The organism is Kribbella amoyensis, from assembly GCF_007828865.1.
Lineage (GTDB): Bacteria > Actinomycetota > Actinomycetes > Propionibacteriales > Kribbellaceae > Kribbella > Kribbella amoyensis.
On record NZ_VIVK01000002.1, the window covers coordinates 208671 to 222086 of the forward strand.

A 13416-nucleotide genomic window follows, 5' to 3' on the forward strand; every position below is an offset into this window, starting at 1 on the left:
ACGACAGGAGAGAGCGATGACCGAGTTGGGAACGACCACCAGAACGACGGCGAGGACGACGGCGAGGACGTGGAAGGTGCGGCCGGCGACCGTGGGGTTGTGGGTGCTGCAGCTGGCGCTGGCGGTCCAGTTCGTCCCGGCCGGGCTGATGAAGCTGACCGGGAACCCGGTGATGGTGGAGATGTTCGCCGAGATCGGGGCCGGCCAGTGGCTGCGGTTCTTCGTCGGCTGCTGTGAGGTGGCCGGGGCGCTCGGCCTGCTGATCCCGCGGCTGGCCGGTCCCGCTGCCCTCGGCCTGGCCGGGCTGATGGCCGGGGCCACGGTCACCAACGTGTTCGTTCTCGGGGTCGCGCCGGTCGTCCCCCTGGTCGTACTGCTGGTGGCCGGTGTGGTCGCCTGGTCCCGTCGGGCCGCGCTCCGCGAGCTGGCCGCGGGCCGGATCAGGGCGTGACCGCGAACGCCCCTCGCCGGGCCACCGCCGGCGAGGGGCGAACGGTCACCGGGCGCGGTGGCGCTCGGCGAGTTCCTTGAGGTGCAGCGCGCTCTGTTTCGGGATGCGCGCCTGGGTGGTGTAGTCGACGCGGACGATGCCGAACCGCTTGTCGTACCCGTAAGCCCACTCGAAGTTGTCGAGCAGCGACCAGGCCAGGTACCCGCGCACGTCGGCGCCCTGCCGGATCGCCGCCGCGACCGCCGCCAGGTGCGAGGTGAAGTACGCCGTCCGGTCCGCGTCGGCGACGAAGCCGGCCGCGTCCGGGACGTCGTGGAAGGCGGCACCGTTCTCGGTCACGACGATCGGCAGCCCCGGGTAGTCCCGGCCGATCCGGACCAGCAGGTCGGTGAACCCCTCCGGCACGATCTCCCAGTCCATCGCGGTCCGCGGCCGGTCCAGCGGCAGCGTCCGGGTGACCGGCCGGCCGTCGGCGTCGACGGTCCGGCCGTCCTCGCCGAACCCGGTGAACTTCTGGCTGAAGTAGTAGTTGATCCCGAGAACGTCGATCGGCGCCGCGATGGTGGCCAGGTCGCCGTCCTGGACCGGCAGCTCCACCCCTTGCTCGGCCAGGTCCGCGACCACGTCCGCCGGGTACCGGCCGTGCACCAGCGGATCCAGGTAGAGCCGCGCCCCCATCCCGTCGGCCCGGCGGACCGCTTCCAGGTCCGGCTCCGCGTCGCTGGCCGGGTACGCCGTGGCCGCGTTGAGGGTGATGCCGATGTCGATCTTGCGGGGCGACGCGGCCCGCATCCGTTCGGTGGCGAGTCCGTGGCCGAGCAGGAGGTGGTGGACCGCGGACACGGCCGCCGGGAAGTCCTGCCGCCCGGGCGCGTGCACTCCGTACGCGTAGCCGAGCATCGCCGAGCACCACGGTTCGTTCAGCGTGGTCCACGTGTTCACCCGGTCGCTCAGCGCGTCGAACACCAGCATCGAGTAGTCCGCGAACCGGTACGCCGTGTCGCGCGCGGGCCAGCCGCCGGCGTCCTCCAGTTCCTGCGGCAGGTCCCAGTGGTACAGGGTCACCCATGGATCGATGCCCTGGGCAAGGAGTTCGTCGACCAGCCGGTCGTAGAACGCCAGCCCGGCCGGGTTGGCCGGGCCGGTGCCGTACGGCTGGACCCGGGACCAGGACACCGAGAACCGGTAGGTGTCCAGCCCGAGCTCGCAGATCAGCGCGACGTCGGCCGGCATCCGGGTGTAGTGCTCGCAGGCGACGTCACCGGTGTCGCCGCCGTCGATCGCGCCCGGGACCCGGCAGAAGGTGTCCCAGATCGACGGGGTCCGGCCGTCGGCGTCGACGGCGCCCTCGATCTGGTACGCCGAGGTGGCGACGCCCCAGCGGAACCCGGCCGGCAGTGACGCGATCAGCTCCTGCTCGGTAACGGGCGCGGTGGTGGTTGTGGAGTTCATAGGCGGAGTACGGCCGAGACCGTACCGGCTCCTTTCGTGGGAGGGAGGTCAGCCGACCGGGATCCGGCCGGGCAGCCAGCAGGCCACCGAACGGCTCGGGTCGTTCCTGGCCGCCGGGACCCCGAGGACGGGGACGTCGGTCGAGCAGCGGTCGAAGGCGTGCGGGCAGCGCGGGTGGAACGCGCAGCCGGACGGCATCCCGCGCAGGTCCGGCGGCGACCCGGGGATCCCGCTCAACTCCCGGCGCGGGCCACGCAACGCCGGGAACGACTGCAGCAGCCGCTCGCTGTACGGGTGCAGGGAGTCCTTGTACAGGTCGGCCGACTTCGCCTCCTCGACGATCCGGCCGCCGTACATGATCGCGATCCGGTCGGAGAACTCGACCAGCAGCGACAGGTCGTGGGTGATGAACAGCACCGAGAACCCGAGGCGTTCGCGCAACTCCACCAGCTGGGCCAGGATCTGCCGCTGCATCACCACGTCGAGCGCGGTGGTCGGCTCGTCCATGATCACGATCTGCGGCTCGAGCACGAGCGCCATCCCGATCATCACCCGCTGCCGCATCCCACCGGACAGCTGGTGCGGGTACGCGTCCATCCGGTCGGCCGAGATGCCGACCAGCTTCAGCATGTCCTTGGCCCGCGCCAACCGGGCCTGCGGACTCAGCCGCGGCTCGTGTGCCTTGATCACGTCGAGCAGTTGGGTGGAGATCTTGTGCACCGGGTTCAGCGAGTTCATCGCGCCCTGGAACACGATCGACGTCTCCGCCCAGCGGAACGCGCGCAACTCGGCGTTGCTCAGCGCCATCACGTCGTACGGCTGGTCGCCCGGCGGGTGGTACGTCACCGAGCCGCCGCTGATCACGCCGGGCGGCGGCAGCAACCGGGTCACGCCGTACGCGAGCGTCGACTTGCCGCTCCCGCTCTCACCGGCCAGCCCGAGCACCTCGCCGCGATGCAGGGTCAACGTCACGTCGCGGACCGCTCGGACCGCCTGGTCGCCCAGTCCGTAGTCGACGCTGAAGTCGCGGATCTCCAGTACCGGTTCCTTGCCCGCCATCAGAGCGTGCCCTTCGCTTCGTCGGTCCGGATCACCGGGGTGACCGGCGCGTCCTTGCCGCTGGTGGTGAGGACCGGGGTGAATCCGACCCGCATCCGGACCGTCCGGCCGTCCTTGGTCCGGACCCGGGTGTGACCGCTGCTGCGCAACCGCGGGCTGACGAACTCGTCGATGCCGAAGTTCACCAGCGACAGCGCGGTGCCGAGGACCGCGATCGCCAGCCCGGCCGGGACAAACCACCACCACGCGCCCTGGGCGAGTGCCTGCTGGCTCTGTGCCCAGAACAGGATCGTGCCCCAGTTCCACTCCGAGATCGTCGAGATGCCGATGAAGGCCAGGGTGATCTCCGACATCACCGCGAAGATCACCGTGCCGATGAACCCGGACGCGATGATCGCGGTCAGGTTCGGCAGGATCTCCACGGTGATGATCCGCCAGGTACTCTCACCGGTCGCCCGCGCCGCCTCGACGTAGTCCCGGCGCCGCAGGCTCAAGGTCTGGGCTCTCAGTACCCGGGCACCCCACGCCCACGAGGTGAACCCGATGACCAGGGCAACCATCAGGTCACCGGCGCCGGGGATGGTGGACGCGACGATGATGATCAGCGGCAGCGCCGGGATGACCAGGAAGACGTTCGCGAGCGCGGACAGCCCCTCGTCCGCGGCGCCGCCGAGGAAGCCGGAGCTCACCCCGATCAGGACCGACAGCACGGTCGCCACGATCCCGGCCAGCAACCCGACGAACATCACGCCGCGGGTGCCGACGACGACCTGGGAGAAGATGTCCTGGCCGAGATGGGTGGTACCGAACCAGTGCTGCGCGGACGGCGGCTGGATCAGGTCGCTGCTGCGCGCCGACGGGTCGTACGGCGCGATCCACGGGCCGATGATCGCGATCAGGCAGAAGAACGCGAGCACGACGAGCCCGGTGGCGGCCTTCGGGTTCGCGACGAACCGGAGCCGGCGGCGCTTGGCCGGGGCCGCCTCGACCTCGGGGCCGTCCGGCGTGACCGCGGTGATGGTGCTGGCTGGTGCGGACATCGGTCAGCCCTCCTTCCGGGTACGCGGGTCGAGCAGCAGGTACGCGATGTCGGCGATCAGGTTGGCCACCAGGACCGAGATCGTGATCACCAGGAAGACCCCCTGCATCAGCGGGTAGTCCTTGGCGCCGACAGCCTGGAACAGGTTGTAGCCGATCCCCGGGTAGGAGAAGACGATCTCCACCAGCAGGGTGCCGCCGACGATGAACCCGAGCGACAGCGCGAACCCGGACACGTTCGGCAGCAACGCGTTGCGGGCCGCGTACCCGAGCATCACCCGGCGCTCGGTCAGGCCCTTGGCGTGCGCGACGGTGATGTAGTCCTCGGACGCGACCGTGACCATCATGTTCCGCATGCTGAGGATCCAGCCGCTCACCGACGAGATCAGGATCGTCAGCGCCGGCAGCAGGCTGTGCTGGACCGCGCTGCCGATGAAGGTGCCGTCCCAGGCCGGGACCAGGCCGGGCTCGTACCCGCCGGACGACGGGAAGAAGCTGCCCTGTCCGGCCAGCAGCGCGATCGCGATCAGCCCGAGCCAGAAGTACGGGATCGACGACAAGAAGGTGGCCACCGGCAACAACCCGTCCAGCCAGGACCCCCGGCGCCACCCCGCCAGCACGCCGAGCCCGGTCCCGATCACGAAACTCGCGAACGTGGTGATGCCGACCAGCGCGATCGTCCACGGCAGGCTCTGGCCGAGGATGTCCGACACCGGCGTCGGGAAGAACGTGAACGACAACCCGAGGTCGCCGCGGAACACCTGGCCCCAGTAGTCGACGTACTGGCTCCACACTCCGGCGTCCTTGTCCAGCCCGAACAGCACGTACAAGGAGTTGATCGCCTCGGTGCTCATCTGGCCCTGGAACTTGGTGATCAACGAGGTCACCGGGTCGCCCGGGATCAGCCGCGGGATGAAGAAGTTGATCGTGATCGCGGCCCAGGCGGTGAACAGGTAGAACGCCAGCCGCTGCAGCAGGAACTTCACCGGGCCGCTCCTTCCTCGTAGAGCCAGCACGCGGCCCAGTGGCCCTTGCTCCCGTCCACCACCGGCAGCTCGAACCGCGGCGGCAGGTCGGTGGAGCACTTCGGCAACGCCGACGGACAGCGCGGATTGAACCGGCACCCGGCCGGCGGCGCGATCAGGCTCGGCGGTTCACCCCCACCCGCGTCGTCCGGCGCGGGTCTCGCGTCCCCGACCCGGTCCAGCCGGTCGGGATCCGGCGCGCTCTCGATCAGCAGCCGGGTGTACGGATGCGCCGGCCGCTGCGTCACGGACTCGGAGTCCCCGCCCTCGACCATCCGGCCGGCGTACATCACCAGGGTCTCGTCGGCGAAGTACCGGGCCGAGGCGATGTCGTGGGTGATGTAGAGGATGGCCAGGTCGAGCCGCTCCTTGAGATCGCGGAGCAGGTTCAGCACGCCGAGCCGGATCGACACGTCCAGCATCGACACCGGTTCGTCGGCGAGCAGCGCCTGCGGGTCGGCGCCGAGCGCGCGGGCGATCGACACCCGTTGCCGCTGCCCGCCGGACAACTCGTGCGGGAACTTGTCCAGGTACCGCTCGGGCGGCGTCAGCTGGACCCGGCCGAGCAGGTCGCGCAGGTTCCGCTCCAGCTCGGCCGCGGAGTTCCCGGCCCGGCCGTGGATCCGCAGCGACCGGGTCAGGTGGTACCGGACGGTGTGGACTGGATTCAGCGAGGCGAACGGGTCCTGGAAGATCATCTGCACCTGCCGGCAGTACGCGCGGAACTTCCGCCCGCCGTGCACGGTCACCGACTCGCCGTGCAACCGGATGTCGCCGGAGGTCCGCGAGTACAGCTGGGCGAGCAGGCGCGCGACCGTGGACTTGCCGGAGCCGGACTCGCCGACCAGGGCGGTGACCTGGCCGCGGCGCAGGGTCAGCTGGATGTCGTCCACCGCGTGCACCGTCGGGCGGTCGCGGGTGAACAGGGTGCGCAGTCCCCGCCGGACGGGGAAGTGTTTGGTGAGGTTTTCGGCCTCGAGGACCACGTCGCCGGTGGTCGGTTCGGTCTGGGTCGCCGTCATTTCCTGACTCCTCGCTGGATCGGCACAGGGCTGCGCGCCCGGGAGCCGGATCGGCCTCCCGGGCGCGCCGGGCGGTCAGGCGCCCGCGGGCTTCAGGTTCAGGACGATCTGCAGCGCGTTCTGCTGCGTCGGCTGGGCCGGCGCGTACTGGTTCTGCTCGTCCGGCCAGCCGACCCAGTTCTTGGTGCTGTACATGCCGCCGACGTTGGACGCCGAGGTCGGGATGATCGGCATCTGCTCGACCATGATCTTCTGCAGCGTGTTCAGCGCGGTGGTGCGGGCCGCGTCGTCCTTGGCGTTGGCGTACTCGTCCAGCGCCTTGGTCGCCTCCGGGCTGTCGAACCGGCCGTAGTTGCCGCTCACCCCGCCCTTGCCGACCGGCTTGAGGATCTTGCCGTCCATGATGTTCTGGTAGATGTCGTACGGCGTCGCGCCGCCGTTGGTCCAGTGCATGGTGGCGTCGAAGTTGCCCTCGTCAACGGCCTTGAACCAGGCGTCCTGGTTCGCCTTGTCGACGGTCGCCTTGATCCCGATCTGGGTCAGGTTGTCCTTGATGATCTCCAGGTCGGTGACGTAGTCCGACCAGCCGGCCGGGTTCGTCAGGGTCAGCGTGACCGGCTTGCCGCTCGGGTCCTTCAGCGTGTCACCCTCGAGCTTGAAACCGGCCGCGGCCAGTTCGGCCTTCGCGCCCTCGACATCCACCGCGTGCACCTTGTCCTTGAACTCGGGTGCGATGAAGGACTCACCCGCCGGGGTCGGGATCCCGGTGATCGACTCGACCTTCGGGTAGAAGTAGCCCGCCTCACCCTGCAGGAAGATGTCGTCGCGGTTGATCACCTTGTCCATCGCGCGCCGCAGGGCCGGGTTGTCGAACGGCTTCTTCGTGGTGTTGATCCACAGCCCGTGGATGCCCAGGTTTGCCGGGAACCACAGCTTGTGGTGGTCCGGGTTCTTGTCGACGTAGACGGCCTTGTAGTTCGGGATGAAGACGAAGCTCCACTCGGCGGCGCCGTTGGCCAGCGCGGTGGTCTGCGCGTTGTTGTCGTTGTACGACGTGTACCGCAGCTCCTTGACCTTCGGCAGCTCCTGCCAGTACGCGTCCCGCAGCTCCAGCGTCGTGGTCTGCGGCGTGAACGACTTCAGCTGGTACGGGCCGGTGCCGATCGGCTCCTTGACCACGTCCTGGCTCGGGTCCTTGAACGTCGACCACTGGTGCTTCGGCACGACGAAGACGGTGAGCAGCTTGGCCTGGTTGACGAACTGGGACCGGGTGAAGGTCAGGTCGACCTTGTCGCCGGTCTGGGTGATGGTGCCGTACGGGATCGCGTCCTGGTTCAGCCCCTCGTTGTCCTTGCGCAGCTGGAACGAGTAGGCGACGTCCTCGGCGGTCATCGGCTTGCCGTCCGACCACTTGACCCCGTCCCGGATCGTGAACGACAGCTTGGTGAAGTTGTCGGCCCACTTCCACTCGGTGGCCAGCCAGGGCTTGCCGGGCTCCTTCGGCTTGATGCCGTTCAGCATCACCAGCGGTTCGTAGATCATCCACCGATAGCCGAGCGACGCACCGGACGACGACCCGAGGAACGGGTTGTGGTTCTCGGTCTGGGGACCGTTCGGCATCCCGACGTTCAGCACCGTCGAGGTGCCACCGGTGTTGGCGGTCGAGTTGTTGGTGTCCCCGTTGCTACAGGCAGCCAAGGTGACTGCCGCGAGCAGGCCCGTGAGGGCCAGCGCGACGGTGCGTCGAGCTCGCATCGTTCCTCCTGTGTTCGTCCAACTGCTGGCGGATGACGGCCGGATGACTGTCAGGTGTTGGGGTCGCATCGTGGCGTGAAAGCGCTCTCATGGGAAGAGCGGACGCCTTAACGGATCGGTCTCGCTGGGGGACCGGCGACGAGGCAGGGGCAGCTACCTCGCCGCCGGGGGCTCAGTGCCCGGCGCCGGCCGGGACGGTGGGACGGTCGGGGGTGGAGGGGCGGGTGGGGGCGGTCGAGCTGCGGACGATCAGCGTCGTGGGCAGCACCTCGGGCTCCTCCGGCAGCGGCTCGCCGCCGAAGTAGCTCATCAGCATCCGGGCCGCCGCCTGGCCCATCCGGCGCATCGGCTGATGCACCGTGGTCAACGGTGGTTCGGTGTGCTGGGCGTACGGGATGTCGTCGAAGCCGACCACCGACACGTCGTCCGGCACGGTCCGCCCGGCCTCCCGGACGGCCTGGATGGCGCCGCCCGCGGACAGGTCGTTGTGCGCGAAGATCGCGTCGAACTCCAGGCCGGCGTCGAGCGCCTGCTGGACGCCGCGGCGTCCGCTCTCGTGGGTGAAGTCGCCCTCGAGGACGAGCCGTGGGTCCAGCTCGTACCCGGCGGCCGCGTAGGTGTCGCGGAAACCGGCGAGGCGTTCCTGGGTACAGCCGAACCAGTCCACGCCGGTGATCACCAGCGGCTTGCGGCGGCCCAGTTCGAGCAGGTGCTGGGCCGCGGACGCGCCGCCGGCCCGGTTGGTGGTGGCGACGGACGGGAACAGCGGCTGCTTGGCCCGGTCGTCGATCAGGACGACCGGCAGACCACGGGCGTGCAGCTGCTCGATGTAGGACAGCGTGCCCTCGGGTTCGATCACCAGCAGGCCGTCGAACGACTGCGCCGAGACCTGCGAGGCGAACTGTTGCATCGACTCCTCACCCCGGTTGCAGGTGAACAGCAACAGCCCGTACCCCTCGGACTCGACCACGTCCACGGCGCCCTGCAGCACCTCGCCCATCCAGGGCCAGGTGAGCGAGGGGACCAGCATGCCGACGATCCGGGTCCGGCCGCGGGCCAGGCCGACGGCCCGGGCGCTCGGGACGTACCCGAGCTCGGCGATCACCTGGCGGACCCGCTCGGCGGTGCGCAGATCGAGCTCGCCCTTGCCGTTCAGTACCCGCGAGACCGTCGTCTTGCTGACTCCGGCACGCGCGGCGACATCGGCGATCGTGATCGACACTGCACAGCTCCCCTCGGGCGGTCGGGGTGATGCGTCGGCGGTGTTTCCGGCCGGTGAACGTGGAGTTCGGAACCGGTTTCGGAAGCGGTTCCGTAGAGTGAAGCGGAGCCCGCCAGGTCGCGTCAATCACGACGCGGTAACGAAACACGGCTAAGTTCACGAGTTGTAGGAAGGGTCCGCGCGGGTTCGGCCCGGCCTCGGCGGCACCGTGCTGGTGCATGATGGTCCGCGGGACGGGGATCGATTCCAGCGGCTGCCCAGGCCGCGTTCGGCGGAGCTGTTGCAGAGGGCGGGTCGACACACCATGGACGTACGCCGGACCACCGTGCGCGACATGCGCCGGACCAACCGGTCGGTGATCCTGACCAGCATCTATCGCCAGGGACCGCTCAGCCGGTTCGAACTCAGCCACGAGACCGCCTTGAGCGCGGCCAGTGTCAGCAACCTCGTCGCCGAACTGCTCGAGGAGGGCATCGTCGAGGAGGCCGGCTCGGTCGAGTCCGACGGCGGCCGTCCGCGCGTGCTGCTCCGGGTCGCGCGGGAGTTCGGGTACGTGGTCGGCGCGGAGGTCGGTGAGACCCGGGTCCGGGTCGAGCTGTTCGACCTCTCGATGACCGTCCGGGCGACCGTGGTCTACCCGATCGAGACGCCGAAACCGGCCCCCGAGCTCGCCGTGAAGTACGTGCTGCAGGGCCTGCAACACGTGATCGAGAGGGCGGGGGTGACCGCGGATCGCGTGCTCGGGATGGGCGTCGCCGTCGCCGGTGTGGTCGAGGGACCCGCCGACGCGGTCGTGCATGCCCAGACGCTCGGCTGGGACGCGGTCCCGCTCGGCGCGATGCTCGCCGCGGCGACCGACATCCCGATCCAGGTCGACAACGGCGCGAACACGCTCGGCCAGGCGGAGATGTGGTTCGGCGCGGGCCGCGGCGCGACCGATGCCGTGGTCGCGCTGGTCGGCTCGGGTGTCGGCGCCGCCCTGGTCACCGGCGGCTCCAGCTACCGCGGGACCAGGAGCAGCGCGGGCGAGTGGGGCCACACCACGATCGTCTACGGCGGCCGCCCGTGCCGCTGTGGAGCCGAGGGCTGCCTCGAGGCGTACGTCGGAGCCGAGGGCGTCCTGGATCGCTATCGCCTGGCCGGGGGAGAGGTGGCGCCGGAGGCCGACGAAGAGGCCGCGTTCGTCGCGGTGCTCGACGCGGTGGACTCGTCGGAGATCGCGGCGCAGGTCGTGAAGGACACGATCGGCTACCTGGGTGCGGGATTCGCGAACCTGGTCAACCTGGTCAACCCCGAGCGGATCGTGCTCGGCGGCTGGTCCGGGCTGCTGCTCGGCGAGCGCTACCTGGACGAGGTGCGCGAGGCGGTCGGCAAGCACGCGCTGCGCCGTCCGTACGACCAGGTCACCATCGAGCCGTGTGAGCTCGGGCGGGACGCGGTCGCCCTCGGCGCGGCCACCTTGCCGGTGCTGCGGCTGCTGCGCGACGGCGGCACGACCCGGCGGGTCGCGGCCGGCTGACGAGACGCGGCGGGGGTCGGCGGACCTTCATTTATGCTTTGAAAAAACCCGCCTACCCGAACCCTCAGGGGGTCACCGATGGCCGAGCTCAGCCCGCTCCCGCAGGACTTCGTCTGGGGCACCGCCACCTCGGCGTACCAGATCGAGGGGGCCGTCGACGCCGACGGCCGGCTGCCGTCGATCTGGGACACCTTCTGCCGCGTTCCCGGGGCGATCGACAACGGTGACACCGGTGACGTCGCCTGCGACTCGTACCACCGGTGGCCCGAGGACCTCGCCCTGCTCGAGCAGCTCGGCGTGGACGCGTACCGGTTCTCGATCGCCTGGCCGCGGGTGATCCCGACCGGCTCCGGCCCGGTGAACCCGGCCGGCCTGGCGTACTACGACCGCCTCGTCGACGACTTGCTTGCCAAGGGCATCAAACCGTTTGTCACCCTGTACCACTGGGACCTGCCGCAGGCGCTGCAGGATCTCGGCGGCTGGGCCCAGCGCGACACGGCGTACCGGTTCGCGGAGTACGCGGAGGTCGTCGGCGCCAAGCTGGGGGACCGGGTGCGGGACTGGGTGACGTTGAACGAGCCGCTGTGCTCGGCCTGGATCGGGCACTGGGAAGGGCGGATGGCGCCCGGTATCACCGACCCGGCGATCGCGGTGCGCGCGTCGTACCACCTGCTGCTCGCGCACGGCCTCGGCGTCAAGGCATTGCGGGCCGCTTGTCCCGAGCCGCCGTCGGTGGGGCTGGTGGTCAACCTGAGTCCGTGCGAGCCGGCCAGCCAGAGCGCAGAGGACATCCGGGCCGCCCGGATCGCCGACGGCCACGTCAACCGCTGGTGGCTCGACCCGGTCGGCGGCCGCGGCTTCCCGGTGGACATGGTGGAGACGTACGGCGTGGAGCTGCCTGAGCAGCCCGGCGACCTGGAGATCATCGCCGCGCCGACGGACTTCGTCGGGCTGAACTACTACTTCCGGCAGATCGTCCGGGCCGACGATTCCGTTCCCCGGCTGGGATTCAGCCAGGTCGAAGGCCCGAACCAGGAGCACACCATGCTCGCCTGGGAGGTCCACCCGGCCGGGCTGGAGGAGCTGATCCTGCGCCTGACCAAGGAGTACGGCGCCGAGAGGATCTACATCACCGAGAACGGCTCGGCCTGGGTCGACCACCCGGACGCGTCGTTCGCGGTCGACGATCCGCAGCGAACCGCCTATCTGGAAGGGCATCTGGCCGCCTGTGCCCGTGCCGTCGAGCAGGGCGCGCCGCTGGCTGGGTACTTCGCCTGGTCGCTGCTGGACAACTTCGAGTGGGCGTACGGGTACGACCCTCGCTTCGGGCTCGCCTACGTGGACTACGCGACCGGGACGCGGGTGCTGAAGACCAGCGGCAAGCGGTACGCCGACCTGATCCGCGCGCACCGCCGCTGAGAGCACAGGCCCTCCCGACACTGGCCGTTCGGGAGGGCCTGGTCTCAGGTCATCACGGTCAGACGGTCCACTTCTGGTTGGCGCCGCCGCCGCAGGTCCAGATCTGGGTCGGGGTGGCGTTGGCCGCGTTGTTGCCGGTGACATCGAGGCACTTGTTCGCCCGGGGATTCACCAGGTCCCGGCCGGACGTGTAGACCCATTGCTGAGCCGCGTTCCCGTTGCAGGTCGCGAGCTGGACGCGGGTGCCGTCGGTGATGCCGGCGTTGGCGACGTCCAGGCATTTGCCCAGGGCGCGGATCGTGCCGTCCCCCGGGCGGGTCCACTTCTGCGCAGCGGTGCCGTTGCAGTCGTACAGCTGGACCGTGGTGCCGTCCGCGCTGTTGGCGCCGGCCACGTCGAGGCACTTGCCGGCCAGGCCGGTGATCTGGCTGCCGGTGCCACCGCTGCTGCCGAGGGTGGAGACGCGGACGTAGTCGATGGTCATCGTCTGCGGGAGCACGGTCGTCCCGTCCGGGTACCCGGGCCAGTTACCACCGACCGCGACGTTCATGATCATGAAGAACGGGTGGTTGAAGACCCAGGGGTTGCCATTCAGGTCGGCCGGCGTGCGGCGCTGGTACTGGACGCCGTCGACGGACCAGGTGATCGAGTCCGGCGCCCAGTCGACGGCGAAGGTGTGGAAGTCGTCGGCGAACGACCAGCCGTTCGGATGGTTGTACGAGGCACCGATACCACCGGCGCCGGAGTAGCCCGGGCCGTGGATCGTGCCGTGCACGGTGGCGGGTTCGCGGCCGATGTTCTCCATGATGTCGATCTCGCCGTCGCCCGGCCAGTTGAGGCCGCCGAGCATCCAGAACGCCGGCCAGATCCCCTGCGTGCGCGGGATCTTGATCCGGGCCTCGAACCGGCCGTAGGTCTGGGTGAAGGTCTGGGCCGTGAGCAACCTCGCCGAGGTGTACTCGCAGGTGCCGTAGTGGCACTGGTGGCCGCCGCTCTCCCGGCGCGCGGTGATCACCAGGTTGCCGTTGCCGTCGAGAGCGGAGTTGCTGCGCGAGTCGGTGTAGTACTGGCGTTCGTTGTTGCCCCAGCCGGAGCCGCCGATGTCGTAGCGCCACTTGTTCTGGTCGGGGCCTTGACCGGCCGGGCCGTCGAAGTTGTCCTCCCAGATCACCGCTGTGGGTGCGGCGGCTGGTTCGGCTCTGTCGGCGGCCGGTGTTCGCGCCGTCGCGGGGGATTGCAGGAGGGCGGTGCCGAGCAGCGCGGCGCCTGCGGCAAGCAGGGCAGCGGTCCGGATCCGGGAACGCGGGACTCTCATGGATGCCTCATTTCTCGCTCGGCCGGACGTTCGGGCGGTCCGGCCGGTGGGGGCGGGGCGGGACGTGAACGAGACAGGGGACGGGAGGCAGCCTGCTGTGAGAACGCTTTCACGTCAAGGCCACGAGTAAATCCAAGAC

General features: G+C 69.8%; 11 protein-coding genes. 3 read left to right on the forward strand and 8 right to left on the reverse strand.

Annotated features, from left to right (window positions below; all coding sequences use genetic code 11):
* Positions 1–16 precede the first annotated feature (16 nt).
* A complete protein-coding gene (locus tag FB561_RS31245) occupies positions 17–451 on the forward strand; it encodes a DoxX family protein (RefSeq protein WP_145813642.1) in 435 nt (144 codons plus the stop codon).
* A 45-nt stretch (positions 452–496) separates the two neighbouring features.
* Here FB561_RS31245 and FB561_RS31250 read toward each other — a convergent pair whose 3' ends face one another.
* From FB561_RS31250 to FB561_RS31280, 7 genes are all read right to left on the reverse strand, one after another.
* Positions 497–1903, reverse strand: a complete 1407-nt coding sequence (locus FB561_RS31250) for a GH1 family beta-glucosidase (protein ID WP_145813643.1) — start codon at positions 1901–1903, stop codon at positions 497–499.
* A 48-nt stretch (positions 1904–1951) separates the two neighbouring features.
* The gene (locus FB561_RS31255) at positions 1952–2962 is read right to left on the reverse strand and encodes an ABC transporter ATP-binding protein (protein ID WP_145813644.1); all 1011 of its coding nucleotides are present in this window, start codon (positions 2960–2962) and stop codon (positions 1952–1954) included.
* Positions 2962–4002, reverse strand: coding sequence for an ABC transporter permease (locus FB561_RS31260; protein ID WP_145813645.1), 1041 nt, complete (start codon positions 4000–4002; stop codon positions 2962–2964). Before FB561_RS31260 ends, FB561_RS31255 begins: the two co-directional genes overlap by 1 nt.
* A gap of 3 nt (positions 4003–4005) precedes the next feature.
* The gene (locus tag FB561_RS31265; RefSeq protein WP_145813646.1) at positions 4006–4986 is read right to left on the reverse strand and encodes an ABC transporter permease; all 981 of its coding nucleotides are present in this window, start codon (positions 4984–4986) and stop codon (positions 4006–4008) included.
* Entirely contained in the window at positions 4983–6047 is a 1065-nt protein-coding gene (locus tag FB561_RS31270; RefSeq protein ID WP_145813647.1) for an ABC transporter ATP-binding protein, read from the reverse strand. The genes FB561_RS31265 and FB561_RS31270 overlap by 4 nt, the downstream gene beginning before the upstream one ends.
* A gap of 75 nt (positions 6048–6122) precedes the next feature.
* Positions 6123–7802 (reverse strand): ABC transporter substrate-binding protein, encoded by a 1680-nt coding sequence (locus FB561_RS31275; RefSeq protein WP_145813648.1) that lies wholly within the window; start codon positions 7800–7802, stop codon positions 6123–6125.
* 172 nt (positions 7803–7974) lie between these two features.
* Positions 7975–9024 carry a LacI family DNA-binding transcriptional regulator gene (locus tag FB561_RS31280; protein ID WP_145813649.1) on the reverse strand — a complete coding sequence of 350 codons (1050 nt, stop codon included), beginning with the start codon at positions 9022–9024 and terminating at the stop codon, positions 7975–7977.
* A 304-nt stretch (positions 9025–9328) separates the two neighbouring features.
* Between FB561_RS31280 and FB561_RS31285 the strand changes: the two genes are divergently transcribed.
* Positions 9329–10543, forward strand: a complete 1215-nt coding sequence (locus FB561_RS31285; protein WP_145813650.1) for an ROK family transcriptional regulator — start codon at positions 9329–9331, stop codon at positions 10541–10543.
* 78 nt (positions 10544–10621) lie between these two features.
* Positions 10622–11962, forward strand: a complete 1341-nt coding sequence (locus FB561_RS31290) for a GH1 family beta-glucosidase (protein ID WP_145813651.1) — start codon at positions 10622–10624, stop codon at positions 11960–11962.
* A 58-nt stretch (positions 11963–12020) separates the two neighbouring features.
* Here the strand turns inward: FB561_RS31290 and FB561_RS31295 are convergent, their stop codons facing one another.
* Positions 12021–13277: a glycoside hydrolase family 16 protein gene (locus tag FB561_RS31295; RefSeq protein ID WP_145813652.1), complete on the reverse strand. Its 1257-nt coding sequence runs from the start codon at positions 13275–13277 to the stop codon at positions 12021–12023.
* Between the last annotated feature and the right edge of the window lie 139 nt (positions 13278–13416).

What these genes read in the sequence shown, in the direction of transcription:
- FB561_RS31245 (WP_145813642.1), top strand. Translation starts at nt 17, where the DNA reads ATGACCGAGTTGGGAACGACCACCAGAACGACGGCGAGGACGACGGCG.
- FB561_RS31250 (WP_145813643.1), bottom strand. Translation starts at nt 1,903, where the DNA reads ATGAACTCCACAACCACCACCGCGCCCGTTACCGAGCAGGAGCTGATC.
- FB561_RS31255 (WP_145813644.1), bottom strand. Translation starts at nt 2,962, where the DNA reads ATGGCGGGCAAGGAACCGGTACTGGAGATCCGCGACTTCAGCGTCGAC.
- FB561_RS31260 (WP_145813645.1), bottom strand. Translation starts at nt 4,002, where the DNA reads ATGTCCGCACCAGCCAGCACCATCACCGCGGTCACGCCGGACGGCCCC.
- FB561_RS31270 (WP_145813647.1), bottom strand. Translation starts at nt 6,047, where the DNA reads ATGACGGCGACCCAGACCGAACCGACCACCGGCGACGTGGTCCTCGAG.
- FB561_RS31275 (WP_145813648.1), bottom strand. Translation starts at nt 7,802, where the DNA reads ATGCGAGCTCGACGCACCGTCGCGCTGGCCCTCACGGGCCTGCTCGCG.
- FB561_RS31285 (WP_145813650.1), top strand. Translation starts at nt 9,329, where the DNA reads ATGGACGTACGCCGGACCACCGTGCGCGACATGCGCCGGACCAACCGG.
- FB561_RS31290 (WP_145813651.1), top strand. Translation starts at nt 10,622, where the DNA reads ATGGCCGAGCTCAGCCCGCTCCCGCAGGACTTCGTCTGGGGCACCGCC.
- FB561_RS31295 (WP_145813652.1), bottom strand. Translation starts at nt 13,277, where the DNA reads ATGAGAGTCCCGCGTTCCCGGATCCGGACCGCTGCCCTGCTTGCCGCA.